This is a genomic window from Arthrobacter ginkgonis, assembly GCF_039540195.1.
GTDB lineage: Bacteria > Actinomycetota > Actinomycetes > Actinomycetales > Micrococcaceae > Zafaria > Zafaria ginkgonis.
In genome coordinates this window covers 1-14,504 of the sequence record NZ_BAABEO010000011.1, presented here as the reverse complement: position 1 = coordinate 14,504, position 14,504 = coordinate 1, and the positions used below count along the sequence as shown (strand labels likewise).

General features: G+C 68.9%; 9 protein-coding genes. 5 read left to right on the top strand and 4 right to left on the bottom strand.

All coding sequences use genetic code 11. From position 1 onward, the window contains the following. Positions 1 to 55: 55 nt before the first annotated feature. From ABD912_RS08565 to ABD912_RS08550, 4 genes are all read right to left on the bottom strand, one after another. Positions 56 to 1,957 carry a S41 family peptidase gene (locus ABD912_RS08565; RefSeq protein ID WP_345150048.1) on the bottom strand — a complete coding sequence of 634 codons (1,902 nt, stop codon included), beginning with the start codon at positions 1,955 to 1,957 and terminating at the stop codon, positions 56 to 58. Between the two features lie 1,123 nt (positions 1,958 to 3,080). Continuing rightward, positions 3,081 to 4,661 carry a GMC family oxidoreductase gene (locus ABD912_RS08560; protein WP_345150045.1) on the bottom strand — a complete coding sequence of 527 codons (1,581 nt, stop codon included), beginning with the start codon at positions 4,659 to 4,661 and terminating at the stop codon, positions 3,081 to 3,083. A gap of 210 nt (positions 4,662 to 4,871) precedes the next feature. Further along, entirely contained in the window at positions 4,872 to 5,444 is a 573-nt protein-coding gene (locus ABD912_RS08555) for a hypothetical protein (protein ID WP_345150043.1), read from the bottom strand. 6 nt (positions 5,445 to 5,450) lie between these two features. Beyond that, complete coding sequence (locus tag ABD912_RS08550; RefSeq protein ID WP_425548038.1) at positions 5,451 to 7,403, bottom strand: primary-amine oxidase; 1,953 nt, start codon at positions 7,401 to 7,403, stop codon at positions 5,451 to 5,453. A gap of 447 nt (positions 7,404 to 7,850) precedes the next feature. Here ABD912_RS08550 and ABD912_RS08545 point away from each other — a divergent pair, with 447 nt between their 5' ends. The 5 genes from ABD912_RS08545 to ABD912_RS08525 form a co-directional block, all read left to right on the top strand. Further along, positions 7,851 to 9,569, top strand: coding sequence for an amidohydrolase (locus tag ABD912_RS08545; protein ID WP_345150042.1), 1,719 nt, complete (start codon positions 7,851 to 7,853; stop codon positions 9,567 to 9,569). Positions 9,570 to 9,608: 39 nt separating this feature from the next. Next, positions 9,609 to 10,202 carry a TetR/AcrR family transcriptional regulator gene (locus tag ABD912_RS08540; RefSeq protein ID WP_345150041.1) on the top strand — a complete coding sequence of 198 codons (594 nt, stop codon included), beginning with the start codon at positions 9,609 to 9,611 and terminating at the stop codon, positions 10,200 to 10,202. Positions 10,203 to 10,365: 163 nt separating this feature from the next. Next, positions 10,366 to 11,322 carry an AraC-like ligand-binding domain-containing protein gene (locus tag ABD912_RS08535; RefSeq protein ID WP_345150040.1) on the top strand — a complete coding sequence of 319 codons (957 nt, stop codon included), beginning with the start codon at positions 10,366 to 10,368 and terminating at the stop codon, positions 11,320 to 11,322. A gap of 313 nt (positions 11,323 to 11,635) precedes the next feature. Next, positions 11,636 to 13,156 (top strand): APC family permease, encoded by a 1,521-nt coding sequence (locus tag ABD912_RS08530; RefSeq protein ID WP_345150038.1) that lies wholly within the window; start codon positions 11,636 to 11,638, stop codon positions 13,154 to 13,156. 92 nt (positions 13,157 to 13,248) lie between these two features. Then, positions 13,249 to 14,504: aldehyde dehydrogenase family protein (locus ABD912_RS08525; protein WP_345150037.1), on the top strand; the 1,256-nt coding region annotated here is incomplete at its 3' end.

The window sequence follows — 14,504 nt, the reverse complement described above, 5'->3', positions numbered from 1 at the left end:
TCAATCGTCCGCGTTGGCTCTCAACGATGTCCGCGCGGGAGTGCCAGAAAAATGGTCAGATTGTCGCCCGGCGGGCGGCGACGAGTTCTCCGGCGGCGAAGCCGTAGGCGCTCAGTCTTTGTCCGGGGGCCACGTCCGGGAGGGTCAGGCGGACGTTGCCGTCTGTCACGTCCTGGGAGATCCGGGGTCGGTTGTTCAGATAGAGGTCGATGCGGTCGATCCCGGCCACCGTCAGGCCGATGGTGGCCGTACCTGTGGCAGAAGCTTCGATGACCATGTCCATCCGGCGCACCGGCATGGAGGCGAGCATTTGTCCTGCCGCGGCCAACAGGTCGACGTTTTCGCCGAGCACATCGTTGCGCGTCATCCGATGGAGCGCGTCCGGCTGGACACCGTAATCTTCGACGGGGGTTCCGGCCGCCGCACCGACCCGTAGCGTGCGCCGAATGGCCGTCCGAAGGTTCGCACCGTTGGGAAGCGCACGGTAGGGCGATTCGGCGTCCGCCGGGGCCGGAAGCTGCAGCAGGTTGGCCAGCAGCCCGTGGGTCCAGACGTTGGCCCCGCCGGCGCCGGTGCTGTCATCGACGCCGAGGATCCGTCCGATCCGGTGATCGGCGAATCCGGCGGCGAAGATGTCCGTGGCCGAGTAGCAGCGGGCATCGGTGACCAAGACCACCGGTCCGTGATAGGTCTGGCCGATCTCGTTCGCCCCGGCGGCGGGAGTGATCGGGTGGGCGGCCGAGTGGGTCGCTCCCGTCTCGGCGGCCTGCTCCAGCGATTCGTGCCACGGCCCCAGATCGATCTGGCCCGTCGGATTGTCCTTGTGCCGGCGAACGATCCGCAGATTGAGCGCAGTGTTGATGAACTGCACCGGTTCGGGGGAGATCGTTCTCGGGGTCATGGTCTGCAGGAGGAATTCCGCCGCAAAGATGTGCCCGCCGCCGTTGCTCCGCACATCGACGATCAGCCCGTTTTGGGGCAGCTGTCCGGTCAGGCGCACGAACTCGTCGCGAAAAGCTACCGGATCGTTGACGTTGAAGGTGAAGATCCGCACGTAGCCGAAGGTTCCGCTGGGGGTGTTCACCGCCCGTGCCCGGAACACTCCCGGCATGGTGGTCGCGATGTCGGCGCCCTCCACCGCCACCGGCTCGGCCAGTTCCGCCGAGCTCTGCCCCTCTTCGAGGTCCACGACGTCCGGGCGGTACAGCAGCTTCATCGCGCGCGACTTCTCGTCGGAATCCAGGTCCAGTCCCATGGAGGTCGCCGCCACGGTCACCGCATCGTGGTCGGTCGCCGGCGGCAGGTTGGGCGCGACCTGCCAGTGGGCGCGCACTTCGCGCTTTGCTCCGTCGTTGCCCACGAAGCTCACGGTCACCCATTCCTCGTCCGGAGCAAGCTGGATGAGCAGCGGACGCAACGTGAGCGAATCGAGTCCGCGCGCCAGGTTCGCCGCGGTATTGCTGCCCGCGAAGCGGGCACCGTTCACGGCCACGGCGCGTGCGATCGGTATGCCGTTCCAATGGGTAATCTCCGCCCCCACGTCGAAACCTTCGGCGTGGAACCCGCTGAGGATCTGCGTGACGATGTAGTGGTCGGCGCCGGCGTCGTGCGCTTTCTGGATCCGGAACGGCAGGAAGGCGATCTGGCCTGCGAAAGGCGCCGGAAGCAGGTAGTTGGTATGGAGATCACGGACCGAGTGGAAGATGCTCGACACCTGCCAGTGGAACAGCCACTCCGGCTCCATCGCCGTCGCCGTTTGCCGATCCAGCCTCGTTCGCAGCAGCCGCAGGCGCCGCACCGGGTTCGCCGCGTACATTGCCTCCTTCATCGGCAAGTGCACGTAGTTCGATTCGATCAGGAGCAGCGCCTGGTCCACGATCAGCTTGCGATCCGCCAGCGTCAACGAGCCCGCCGTGGCGAGAAACGCGCCCAAGGCCTGGGAGCCTAGGTTCGGCACGTCCACGCCTTGGCCCTCTCGCGCCGTTGTGGGGTTCGCCAACGAACTCACATTCGGTGCCGGCTGTTCAGGTCGAGGCATGTTCTGACTCCTTGACTGCGACTTCATTTATTGCGACTTCGGGCATTTGCCCGCCGGCTTCCCTAACCTTCCGCGCCGACGCGGACCACGCCCATCGAGGAAACGTTCGGGTCCTCTGGGCAATCCGCCCCTCTTGGTCCTGATGAACGGCGGCAGCGTGTCCAACAGCTTCTTCGTCAAGGCCGGGGCCCGGCCGAACCCTTCCTGGTGGCCCTTGGATGGGTCCCTTCCCTAAAGCCGAAACGGTGCGACGGACGGTGGGCCGAACCCCTCCGGCAAAACGTCCCGGCCGAACCATCAGCCCGACCGAGGGGAAACCCCGCCGACGGCACGGTGTCCAGTCATGAGTGTTCCCTCAGAGCGTTATTTCACCATTACCGCACCTTCACGCCACGCTGTTCACAACCTTCATGGAACCATTTCCTAGCCGTCGTCCGGGTCAAAGACCAAGAAATCCTTCTCCCACGCTTCGACCAGCCAGGGACCGTACCGTCGACGTGATTCTTCGATCTTGCGGCGGCAGTATTGTTCGGCCTCGATCCAGTCGAATGCATCCTGAACAAGGGCCCGGCGCACTCCCTTACGAAGGAAGCGAGGACCTGGTTCGACAAACCGAGGCGAACAGACCCTTAGCTGGAGAACCTCCCCCGCCGGTAGGGAACTCAACGGCCAAAGAAAGCGGAAAACCCCGCGCAGAGGCTTCCACACCCACCTTCCGTACCGCAGGGACACCGTTGCGAGGGTGGCCCAGGAATCGCCGGGCGCGCGCACGAGTGTCTCGACAAACCGTCTTGCATGCCACGGTGGCAAGACTCGCTCTCCATGGATAGCGACGTTGTGGGAGCCGCCGTGAGCATCCTTCATGGGCACTTAACGACAACGAGAAATCAAGGAACGCCGCCACGGATCGCTAAGGTCCGCCCTTTGGCGCCGGCTCGAACAGCGCCAAGAGGCCGGAAACAGGGCTCAAGGAGCGGCGGAATATCCAAGGCGGAGGGCGGGGGAGTGTGCCCCCGCCCTCCGCCCCCATGGCGTTCTGAGGTTAGCCGGACACGGATTCGGTGACCGCGGCCCGTGCAATCGTTGCGTCGCTGCCGGCGACAAGCACGGCGGCGGCCCGCTCGGCAATCATGATGGCGGGGGCGTTGGTGTTGCCGGTGGGCACCAGCGGCATGATCGAGGCGTCGGCGATCCGGAGACCCTGCAAACCGTGGACCGCAAAGGTGCGCGGGTCCACCACCGCAAGATCGTCCTGGCCCATCTTGCAGGTGCCGACCTGGTGGTGGTAGGTCACCGCAGATTCCCGGACGTAGGTCTCCAGATCCTCATCGGCCACGTCCGGCCCCGGGTAGATCTCGGTCGGTTCCCAACCGGCCAGGGCCTGTGTGCGCCCGATCTGCCGGCACTGCCGCACGGAGGCCACCAGCGCATCGACGTCCTGCTGCTCTTCGAGCGCGCCGAGGTCGATGCGGATCGGGTCCTCGGGGTTGGGGCCGGTGAGGGTCAGTTCGCCGCGGCTGGCCGGACGGACGAGTCCGCCGAGCAAGGAGAAGCCGTTGTCCGGGCCGGTCATGTCGCCGGGCTTGTAGTCCTGGGAGTACATCGGCACCGAGAAGAAAATCGGCTGGGTGTCCGGGACGGGCAGTTCGGGGCGGCTCTTGGCGAACAGATGCACCTCGGCCGGGGCGGTCTCGCCCATCGGTACCGGGCGGGCGCCGGTGGTGAAGATGACGGGTGAAAGCAGGTGGTCGTGCAGGTTCTTGCCCACCCCGGGCAGGTCATGCACCGGCTCGACCCCCACTTCACGCAGCTCGGCCGCCGGTCCGATGCCCGAGCGCAGCAGCAGTTCCGGCGAATTCAGCGCCCCGGCGGTCAGGACCGTCTCGGCGGCGCGCAGGGTCTTCCGCTCGCCCTGATGGTCGACTTCGACGCCGGCGACCCGGCCGTTTTCGATCAGCAGCCGGCGGGCATGGGCGCCGGTGAGCAGGGTGAGGTTCGGATGGTCGGCGACCGGTTTCAGATAGGCCCGCCACGTGTTCAGGCGCTTGCCGTCGCGGACATTGAGTTGCATCCGGGAGACGCCCTCGACGCTTCCGCCGTTGTAGTCCTCGTTCAGCGGAAGTCCGGCCTCAAGGGCCCCGGCGAGCATGTCTTCCTGGATCTGGTTGCGCGGGAAATCCTGGACCACGTCGAGCGGGCCGTCCGCGCCGCGGGTTTCCGAGGGGCCGCCGTCGAAGTTCTCGATGGCCTTGAACACCGGAAGAACGTCGTCCCAGGACCAGCCGGGGCAGCCGGCCTGCTCCCAGGCGTCGTAGTCCCACCGGTCCCCGCGGACCCAGATGGTGGCATTGAGCGCGTGGGACCCGCCCATCACCTTGCCGCGGGGCAGGTGCAGGCGCCGTCCGGCGCAGCCTTCCTGCTCAACCGTGTAGTAGTCCCAGTCCTGGTCGCTGTGCCAGAGCAGGCCCAGCGTATTGAGGTGGTCGATGTGCGGGTTGATGTCCTGCTCGCCGGCTTCGAGCACAACGACGCGCTTGCCGGCGTCGAGCAGTCGGCGGGCGATGACGTTTCCGGCCGAGCCGGCGCCGACGACGATGAAATCGAACTCGGAGTTGATCTGCATGGGTGCCTTTCACGTGTCCGTATCGAATGGGATCCAGTGTGATCCACGGCACGCGGCAAGGCTTTGACCATCAGTGCACGCTTATTGACGTCACGCGCCCGTCAGGCCCTTGGGCCGGTGAGTCAGGCAACCCCATCCCCAGCGAACCGAGTCCAAGGAACCGAGACCAAGGAAACGGGTCCAAGCCCGAACGGGGCTTGGACCCGTTTCCTAACGCTGCCGCCGCAGCGCGAGTCCCGCGGACCAGGCGACGGCCAGTTCGAGGCCCGCAATGCCCAGCATCCCCGCACCCTGCATGCCGGCGCTTTGCACTTCGGGGACCGGCACTTCGGTGGCGGGCAGTGAGGGATTCGAAGCCGCCCCGGACGGCAGCGCGTCGGTCGAGACGCCGCCGGAGTGGCCGGCATGGGCGGTGGCGGAAGCGCCGGCATGGCCGGCGTGGTGGGACGCGTGTCCGGCGGCCGTTCCTCCGGCGCCGATGAACAGCGCCAGGTGCAGCACCATCATGGCCAGGGACATGACCAGCAGCGAGGACAGTTCGTGGGCCGAGGACTTCCGCCACGCCTTCACCGCGCAGGCGCCGCAGGCCACGGACATGGCCGCGATCAGCGCCGTCAGCCACGGCCCGTGGTTGTGCGTGACGAGCAGCAGCGCGTGGGCCGCGAGCGCGACGGCGGCAAGGGCCGCGGCCGTGCGGGCCGTCCGCCGCCCGCATGGGACGGCAGCCTTCAGGGGGCGGCTGTGGCCGGCCGGAGCGGCCGGCCACAGCACGTTCTCGGTCATGGCCAGTTACCGGTGGCAGTGCTTGCCGGCTGCCGGGGCCGGGACGTCCAGGACCGGCGAGCGGTCGAAGAAGCCCTCGGGGCGCAGCTTGAACCCGACGTGGTCCACGGGCATGATCGGCCAGTCCTCCACGCGCGGGTAGTGCGTGAGGCCGAAGGTGTGCCAGAGGACGATTTCCTGGCCGTCGATGTCCCGGTCCTGCGCCACGAAGGCGGGCAGGCCGGCGCCGCCGGGGTGCTGGTTGACGAAGTCGCCGGTCGGGTAGTGCTCGTCCTCGCTGTACCGGGTGACCCACAGGGCCTTGGTGGCGAAGGCGGCACGCTGGGCCACGGAGGAGGAGGGGTCCGCGAGCAGGGTCGGGTGGCCCTGCGGGTGCAGCTTGTAGCCCACCGGCTCGCCGAGGCGGTTGAGGGAGTCGGGATTCTGCACGATCCAGGCGCGGCCGACGGCCATGTCGGTGTCCCGCACGGCCTCCGACTCGCGGGCCAGCAGGGTGCGCTTGCGGGTGAACGCGTTCCCGCGCGGGTTTTCGGCCGAGACCGGAACGCGGACCGCTTCCTCCTCGAGGACGCGGTTCGGTCCGCCGTCGAGGGCGAAGTCCAGGCGGGCGCCGAAGAGGTGCTGGTGGAACGGGGCGCCGAGCCCGGGAGCCATCTCCGAGGAGTAGGGGTAGTCCGGGGAGGGCTGGGCGCTGGTGAACACGACGCCGGTGGCCTTGGCCTCGAACTCGATGGTGCCGTCGAGGTAGAGGTACCAGTAGAAGCCGTAGTCGTAGTTGCCGATGGTGGTGAAGAAGCTGATCACCAGGCGGCGGTTGCGGCGGGTGTAGTTGATCCCGCTCCACAGATCCGAGTGCTTGGAGAGGATGGACCAGTCCTCCTCGTGCATGCAGATCCCGTTCTGGATGGTGCGCGGGTTGCCGAAGGCGTCGGAGACCACCGGGGACATGTAGTGGATCTCGCCGAGGCAGTCGCAGCCCAGTTCCAGCGAGTTGGCGTACTGGCCCACCAGGTACTCGCCGGTGTCGAAGTAGTTCTGCCAGCTGCGCACCGGGGACGGGTCGCCGTAGGGGACCACCATTTCGGCGATGGCGGCGCGGTTAAGGATGCGGCGCACGCGCTCGCCGTCCTGGAAGCCGACGTTGTACAGGACCAGGCCCTCGCGGGCGTCGAAGCCCACCTCCAGGCTCCACTTTTCCCACTCGACGTGGTTGCCGCCGGTCACGGTGAAGGACGGGCCCTCGGGCTGGGTGATCTCGATCGGCTTCTGCGTGGTGCGCAGCGGGCCGGTCAGTTCGGGGTCGGTGTAGTTGCCGTGCTCGGCCGGGATCTCAACCGCGCCGAAGTCCAGGATCTGGTCGACCGTGCCGGCCGTGACGTCGACGTAGGCGACGAGCCCGTCGACGGGGTGCGCCCAGGCGGAGTCCTCCGGGTGCTCCTGCACGAAGGCCAGCCCGCGCAGGACGCGGCGGCCCTTCTCCTCCGGGTACTCGAAGACGCCGGCCGAGAGCGGAGCGACGCGGACCTTTTCCACTTCGAGGTTGCGCTTCTCCAGGGCCGCGAGCCACTCGGGGTGGGTGGAGAGGACCCGCTCGACGACCTCGAACTCCTCGTCGATGACGGGCATTTCCCCGTTCACGGCGGTGTCGAGTTCGACGACGGATTCGACCTCGGCGCGGGTGGCCGAGACGACGACGTCCTTGGGCCGGCCACCGGCGGTGTCCATCAGGAACACCCGGAAGCGGCGGTCCACGGCCTCGGGGTCGCCGTCCCGGCGCGGGTCGACGAGGCCCAGGTAGGCGACGCGCATCGACTCGGGGAAGAGGCCGGCCTCCGCCAGTACGGCGCGCACGGCGGTGATCTCCTCGGCCGCAGGCAGCGCATAGGCCCCGGTGGGCGTCATGGTCAGCAGGCCGGCGGCGGTGGAGCCGGCATCCGGGGTGGAATGGCACGAGGTCATGGTGTCTCCAATGTCGGGAACGGGAGGGGAAGTGAGGGAGCGCCGGGTGGGGCGCCGTGGGGGAGGGGAGCGGCCTGGAGATGTGTGCTGCAGCGGGGGTGTTCTGGAGGGTGTGCTCTAGGCCACGTTTTATTTTCTCTGATTGTAGAGATTAGCGAGTCCGGAAAGTTCTGACAAGGGGTTGTTTTTTCACCCCCTCGGCAGTATGGGGCCGCGTGTCCTGCCGGGAAATTCAAGTGGGAGGCGCGCAAAGCCAAGCCGATCGGGCGGTTCGGGAGGCAGGCTGGAGCGAACCATGCCGCCCGCACCGGGGCCGCTCCGGGAGGGCTGCGGTCCCGAAACTTGCCGCGAAACCTCCGAATGGAGAAATTCATCGGAGGCGACCGTTCCCGGGAGGCTCCCTTGTGGAATGTTCCCGACGCACCCTTCCCGAAAGGACCTTGCGAGATGACAGCACCGAGCGCAGACCTCGTCCTCATCAACGGCGTGATCGAAACCCTCGACCCGGAGCTCGCCCGCACCCATGCCCTGGCGGTTTCCGGCGGCCGGGTCCTCGCCGTCGGCGCGGAAGCCGCGGCGCTGGCCGCGGCCGCCATCGAGGTGGTCGACCTGGAGGGCGGCTACGTGATGCCCGGCCTGCTGGACGTGCACAACCACCACATGATCGCCGGACAGATGGACCTGTTCGAGCTCGATGCCCCGCCGACGCTGGCGCTGGACGGACTGCTGGCCGCCGTCGAAAGCCACGCCGCGGGGCTCGGCCCGGACGAATGGGTGGTCGGCGGCAGCTGGGGCTCGGGCCTGCTCGCCGAACTCAATGACCCCCAGGCGCTGGCCCGCTTCGACGCGGCCACCGGTGGCCGCCCCGCGCTGCTGAAGGACGACTCCAAGCACAACCGCTGGGCCAATTCCAAGGCGCTGGAACTGGCGGGCATCGACGCAGCCACCGCGGACCCGGAGGGCGGCCAGATCCTGCGCGACGGCACGGGCCGGGCCACCGGCGTGCTGATCGAGGCCGGCGGCGTCCTGGTGGAGAAGACGCTGGCCCGGCTGCGGCCGACCCGCACCGAGGACCTGGCCCGCGCGGCCGCCCGCGGCATCGAGATCCTGCATTCCCACGGCATCACCGGCTTCCAGGACGCGGCCGCCTCGCTGCAGCTGATGCGCGCGCTGAAGAAGCTGGACGACGACGGCGAGCTGCAGGCCTGGGTGGTCACGTCCATGCAGGCCAACGACTTCATCTTCGGCACCGAGCCGCTGGGGGAGGGGATCATCGCCCACCGTGCGGAAACCCGTTCGGCGCATCACCGGCCGGACTTCATCAAGATCTTCCTCGATGGCGTGCCGCCCTCGGGTACCGCCGCTTTCCTGGAGCCCTACCTGCCCGCGGCCGGTTTCCCGGAGTGCCACTGCGGCGGCACCACCATGGACCCGGCCGAGCTCGAGGGCTGGCTGCTGCGCACCGCCGAACGCGGGATCTCGGCGAAGATCCACTGCACCGGCGACGCCTCGGTGCGCCTGGTGCTGGACACCGTGCGGAAGGTCCGCGCGGCCGGCCACACGGAGGTGAAGTACCACATCGCCCACGGGCAGTTCGTGCACCCGGACGACATCGCCCGCTTCGCCGAACTGGACGTGACCGCCGACATCTCCCCGTCGCTGTGGTTCCCCGGCGTCATCTCCGAGGCCATTGCCACCGTGCTGCCGGCCGAGCGGGCCTCGAAGATGCAGCCGAACCGCTCCCTGCTCGACGCCGGGGCGCGGGTGGCCGGCGGCTCGGACTGGCCGGTCAGCGTGTCCCCGAACGCCTGGGAAGGCATCTACGGGCTGGTCACCCGGAAGGACCCTTCCGGACAGTTCCCGGGAACGCTGTGGCCGGAGCAGGCCATCACCCTGCAGGAGGCCATCCGGATCTACACCACCGCCTGCGCGGAAGCCATGGGCATCGACGACGTGGCCGGATCGCTGGTCCCGGGCAAGTCGGCGGACTTCGTGCTGCTCTCCGACGACCCCTACGCGGTCGGCATCGACCGGGTCCGGTACCTCACCGCCCGCCAGACCTGGTTCGCGGGCAGGAAGGTGTTCGACGCCGCGCGGGTCGCCGAACCTGCGGCGCACCAGCACGCCGTGCTGTCCGCGAACCCGCACGGGAGCGCCCCGGCCTAGGATGGCTGGGGGCGTCGAGCGACGGCCCGGAAAGGGAACATGCCGAAGATCGTTGACCACGAGCACCGCCGGGGAGAGATCGTCGAGACCACTTGGCGGATCATCGCCCGGCGCGGACTGGACGCCGCGACGCTGCGCGACGTGGCCGCCGAGGCGGGGTTCGCCAATGGCGCGATCAAGCCCTACTTCCCGACCAAGGCCAGCCTGATACGCGCCACCTTTGCGCACGTGTTCGAGCGCACCAGCCGGCGCATCGACGCGGTGACGGAGGAGGCGACCGGCTTCGAGGCGCTGCATGCCTTCTGCCTGGAGGTCCTGCCGCTGGACGAGGAGCGCCTCGACGAGGCGCGCGTGGTGATCTCCTTCTGGCAGTCGGCCCTGAACAACCCCGATCAGGCCGAACTCAACGATGCGGTGATGCTCGAATGGCGGCGGAAGATTCGCGCCTGGCTGCGCGAGGCGCGCGCGGCAGGGGCCGCTCCGGCCCGGCTGCCCGTCGACGCGGTGGCCGAAACGCTGCTGACCTTCCTGCTGGGAGCGCAGATCGCCGCGGTGTTCGATGCCGACTTCAACACTCCGGACCACCTCGAAACGCAGTTGGAGGTGCATCTGGGGCTGCTCAGGGCGGACTGAACGGCCCCTCGGTTCACGCCCAGCGGCGGCTCCGACCGGCTTGGCCGGGTCCACTGTTATTCAACGGAGGGAGAAAAAACGTGACTTCCGCCGCGTTTCACCGTACAGTGGTTGAACTGTGACACGCATCACCGGAAGTTCCGTCCCCTCCGGAGGCCCGCCCATGAGCACCGTTCCGTACCAGGTCCAGCACGCCGATTCCTTTGCCGAATGGCGGCGGCTGGTCTCCGACTCCTTCGTGCCGCTGGAAGCCACGGCGGTGCGTCCCGGACCCTTCTCCGGCCAAGTGGGCGGCCGCCAACTCAATGAGGTCGCCATCATGGAGGTCGCAGCGGGCCCGCACGCCGTGGAGCGCACGCCGGGCCTGATCGCAGGGTCCTCCATGCCCTACTACAAGCTGAACCTCCAGGTCAGCGGCCACGCGCTACTGGTCCAGGACGGCCGCGAGACCGTGATGCGTCCGGGGGACCTGGCGATCTATGACACCGGGCGCCCCTACACGCTTTCCTTCGACGGCGACTTCACCACCCTGGTGCTGATGTTCCCGCAGCAGCTGACCGGGCTGCCGGCCGAGGACGTCGCCGAGCTCACCGCCGTGCGGATGGACTCCGGACACCGGCTTGGCTCCGCCGTGGCGCCGTTCCTGAAGCAGATCGGATCCCTGCTGCCCACGCTGGACGGACCGATCGGGCATCGGCTGGCCATGAACGTCGTCGACCTGCTCTCCACCGTCCTCGCCGACGAGGTCTACTCCCGCGCCGGGCAGACCGTGGACTCCAACGTGCGCCTGCTGCGCCGGATCCAGCATTTCATCGGGGCCCAACTCGCCAACCCCGGCCTGGACCCGGCCATGATCGCCGCCGCGCACTTCGTTTCCGTGCGCAGCCTGCACAAGCTGTTCGCCGCCTCAGGGCTCACCGTGGCGGGCTGGGTGCGCGAACGCCGGCTGGAGCACTGCCGGCGGGACCTCTCCGACCCGCTGCACGCCGGCGTGCCCGTCGGGGCCATCGGCGCCCGCTGGGGACTGCCGGACGCGGCCCACTTCAGCCGCGCGTTCCGCACCGCCTACGGTGTCTCGCCGGCCCAGTACCGCAACGGCGTCGGCGCCTTGGCTGTCTAAGGCGACGGGCCGCGGTCCCTGCCGCATCACGACGGCGGGCCGCCGCACCTGAGGGCGCGACGGCGGGAAGCCCCTCGCGGGCGTGCCCGCCCACCGTCGTGCCCTGCCTCCCTCGTCTCCAGCCGGCGTCGTCTCCCGCCGCTGTCTCGGCCGGTGAAGGGCATCGGCGAACGGCAACCTCCCCAAACCGGGCGCCGGAAGGCAAGTGCCGGGCAGGGGATGACAAGCCCGGACGGACCCGTCCCGGGGACAGTTGAGACAAGCACCATTCGATCCCGCGTCCAGCACCGGACGCCAGGCCCCAGGAGCTCCCATGAGCCTCAACCACGCATCCGGGCAGCCTGCCTCGCCCCATCTTGGCCAGCGCCGGCTGGGCGTTCCGGCGCTCGTCTTTATGATCATCGCTGCTTCCGCGCCCCTGACGGTGGTCGCCGGTGGCGTGACCAGCAACTTCGCCGTCACCGGCCTGTTGGGCATCCCGCTCTCCTTCGTGGTGCTGGGGGCCGTCCTGCTCCTCTTCTCCGTGGGCTACTCCGCCATGAGCCAGCACGTCCACAATGCCGGCGCCTTCTATGCCTACATCGCGCGCGGGCTGGGCAAGCCCGCCGGCGTCGGAGCCGCGTGGGTGGCGTTGCTTTCCTACAACGCCATGCAGATCGGCATCTACGGCCTGTTTGGCTTCGCCCTGTCCTCCTTCATCGGCGGCTTCACCGGCGCCGACCTGCCTTGGTGGGCGTGCGCGCTGGTCGGCTGGGTGGTGGTCGGGGTGCTGGGTGTGAACAAGGTCGACCTCTCGGCCAAGGTCCTGGGCCTCCTGGTGGCCCTGGAGTTCCTGGTGGTCATCGTCTACGACGTCTTCGCCCTCGGCACCGCGCCGGAAGGGGTCGGCGGGCAGTCCCTCGCCCCCGGATCCCTGTTTACGGCGGGCGTCGGCGCGGCGCTGGCGTTCAGCATCGCCGCGTTCATGGGCTTCGAGTCCGGCGCCATTTACAACGAGGAAGTCAAGGACCCGCGCACCACCGCCCGCCGCGCCACGCTCATCGCCATCATCGTCATCGCCGCCTTCTACGCCTTCTCCGCCTGGGCCATGGCCGTCGGCGAGGGCCCCGGACAGGTGGTGGCACGCTCGCAGGAATACGGTCCGGACCTGCTGTTCGTCTTCCTGGCCGACCACGCTCCCCAGTGGTTTGTCGACCTGTCCTCGCTCCTGTTCATCACCAGCCTGCTGGCCGCGCTGGTGGCCTTCCACAACGTCGTGGCCAGGTACTTCTTCTCCCTGGGCCGTGAAGGCGTCCTGCCCGCATTCCTGGCCCGGACCAACCCGCGCACCCAGGCCCCGGCGGCCGGTTCCCTGGTCCAGTCGGGCCTGGCGCTGGTGGTGCTCGCCGTGTTCGCCGCCGTTGGCACCGGACACGAGTACGGCCCGCTGTTTCCCGTCCTGACCCTCTTCACGTGGCTGACCAACATGGGGGCATTCGGCCTGGTCCTGCTGATGGCACTGACCTCGGTGGCAGTGGTGGGATACTTCCGCCGCCACCGCGACTGGTACGGCCCCTGGACGCGGACCGTCGCTCCCTCCGTCGCCGCAGCGGCACTCATCGTCCTGCTCGGCATGATCGCCTTGAACTTCGACGTCCTGATCGGACTTGAGGAACCCGGCATCCTTGCCTGGCTGCTCCCGGCGATCATCCTGGCTGCCGGCGCGCTCGGCAGCGCCTGGGCCGGCTGGATCGCCCGGACCCGGCCCGCCGTCTACGCAGGCATCGGCCGCGGCGGGGAACTGGAGGCCGAATCCGGCACGGACCCGGCGCCAGACTCCGTCCACACGCCCTGAACGCACCGGCATCCTTGGCCCCTACGCCACCGCCCACCGATCCACTAGCCATCGACCCGCCAACGCATATCCACCGACGCAAAGGAGCGATCATGACTGCCCAGTCCGACACCCAGACCATCACCCACAAGGACCTGTTGTCCGCCATCGAGCCGGCCGCGGGCGGGCGGGAGATCCCGGACCCTGCCACCGGTGAGGTGGTGGGCCGGGCGCCCGAGCACACGGTCGAGGACCTGGAGGCCGCGATCAACGCGGCCCGCGCCGCGCAGCCGGGCTGGGGCGCGCTGTCCCACGCCGAGCGTTCGGCCTACCTCAACCGGGCCGCGGACGCGGTCGAGGCCAACGCGGAGGCCCTCGCGGTGCTGCTCTCCCGCGAGCAGGGCAAGCCGCTGAACGGCCCGAACGCCCGCTTCGAGGTCGGCGGGTGCGCGGCGTGGCTGCGCGCCACCGCGTCCTTCGAGCTCGAGCCCGAGGTGCTGGTCGATGACGAGGGCGGACGGGCCGAGCTGCACCACCGCCCGATCGGGGTGGTCGGGGCGATCGGGCCGTGGAACTGGCCGATGATGATCGCCGTGTGGCAGCTGGCCCCCTCGCTGCGGATGGGCAACACCGTGGTCATGAAGCCCTCCGAGTACACCCCGCTGTCGGTGCTGGCGCTGGCGCACGTGCTCAACGGCGTGCTGCCGGGCAACGTGCTCCAGGTGGTCTCCGGCGGCCGCGACGTCGGCGCGCGGCTTGCCGAGCACCCGGTGATCGGCAAGGTCATGTTCACCGGCTCCACCGCCACCGGCAAGGCCATCATCCGTTCCAGCGCGGACACGGTGAAGCGCCTGACCCTGGAGCTCGGCGGCAACGACGCCGGCATCGTGCTGCCGGACGCGGACCCGGCCGCGATCGCCGAGGGCCTGTTCTGGGGTGCGTTCATCAACACCGGCCAGACCTGCGCGGCCCTGAAGCGGCTGTACGTGCACGAGGACATCTACGAGGAGACCGTCGCCGCCCTGGCCGAGGTCGCGAAGAAGATGCCCATGGGCCACGGCCTGGACGAGAACAACGTGCTGGGCCCGCTGCAGAACAGGGCCCAGTACGACATCGTCGCGAACCTCGTGGACGCGGCCAGGGACTCCGGGGCCCGGATCGTCACCGGCGGCAACCCGGACGAGTCCCGGCCCGGCCACTTCTACCCGACCACCCTGGTCGCCGACATCGACAACGACAACCCGCTGGTCGCCCAGGAGCAGTTCGGTCCGGCCCTGCCGATCATCAGGTACTCCACCATCGAGGAGGCCGTCGAGAAGGCCAACGCCCTGGACGTGGGCCTGGGCGCCTCGGTCTGGTCCTCCGACAC

Excerpts from the sequence above, each read along its gene's own strand:
- ABD912_RS08545 (WP_345150042.1), top strand. The coding sequence starts at position 7,851 with ATGACAGCACCGAGCGCAGACCTCGTCCTCATCAACGGCGTGATCGAA.
- ABD912_RS08555 (WP_345150043.1), bottom strand. The coding sequence starts at position 5,444 with ATGACCGAGAACGTGCTGTGGCCGGCCGCTCCGGCCGGCCACAGCCGC.
- ABD912_RS08535 (WP_345150040.1), top strand. The coding sequence starts at position 10,366 with ATGAGCACCGTTCCGTACCAGGTCCAGCACGCCGATTCCTTTGCCGAA.
- ABD912_RS08550 (WP_425548038.1), bottom strand. The coding sequence starts at position 7,403 with ATGACCTCGTGCCATTCCACCCCGGATGCCGGCTCCACCGCCGCCGGC.
- ABD912_RS08530 (WP_345150038.1), top strand. The coding sequence starts at position 11,636 with ATGAGCCTCAACCACGCATCCGGGCAGCCTGCCTCGCCCCATCTTGGC.
- ABD912_RS08540 (WP_345150041.1), top strand. The coding sequence starts at position 9,609 with ATGCCGAAGATCGTTGACCACGAGCACCGCCGGGGAGAGATCGTCGAG.
- ABD912_RS08560 (WP_345150045.1), bottom strand. The coding sequence starts at position 4,661 with ATGCAGATCAACTCCGAGTTCGATTTCATCGTCGTCGGCGCCGGCTCG.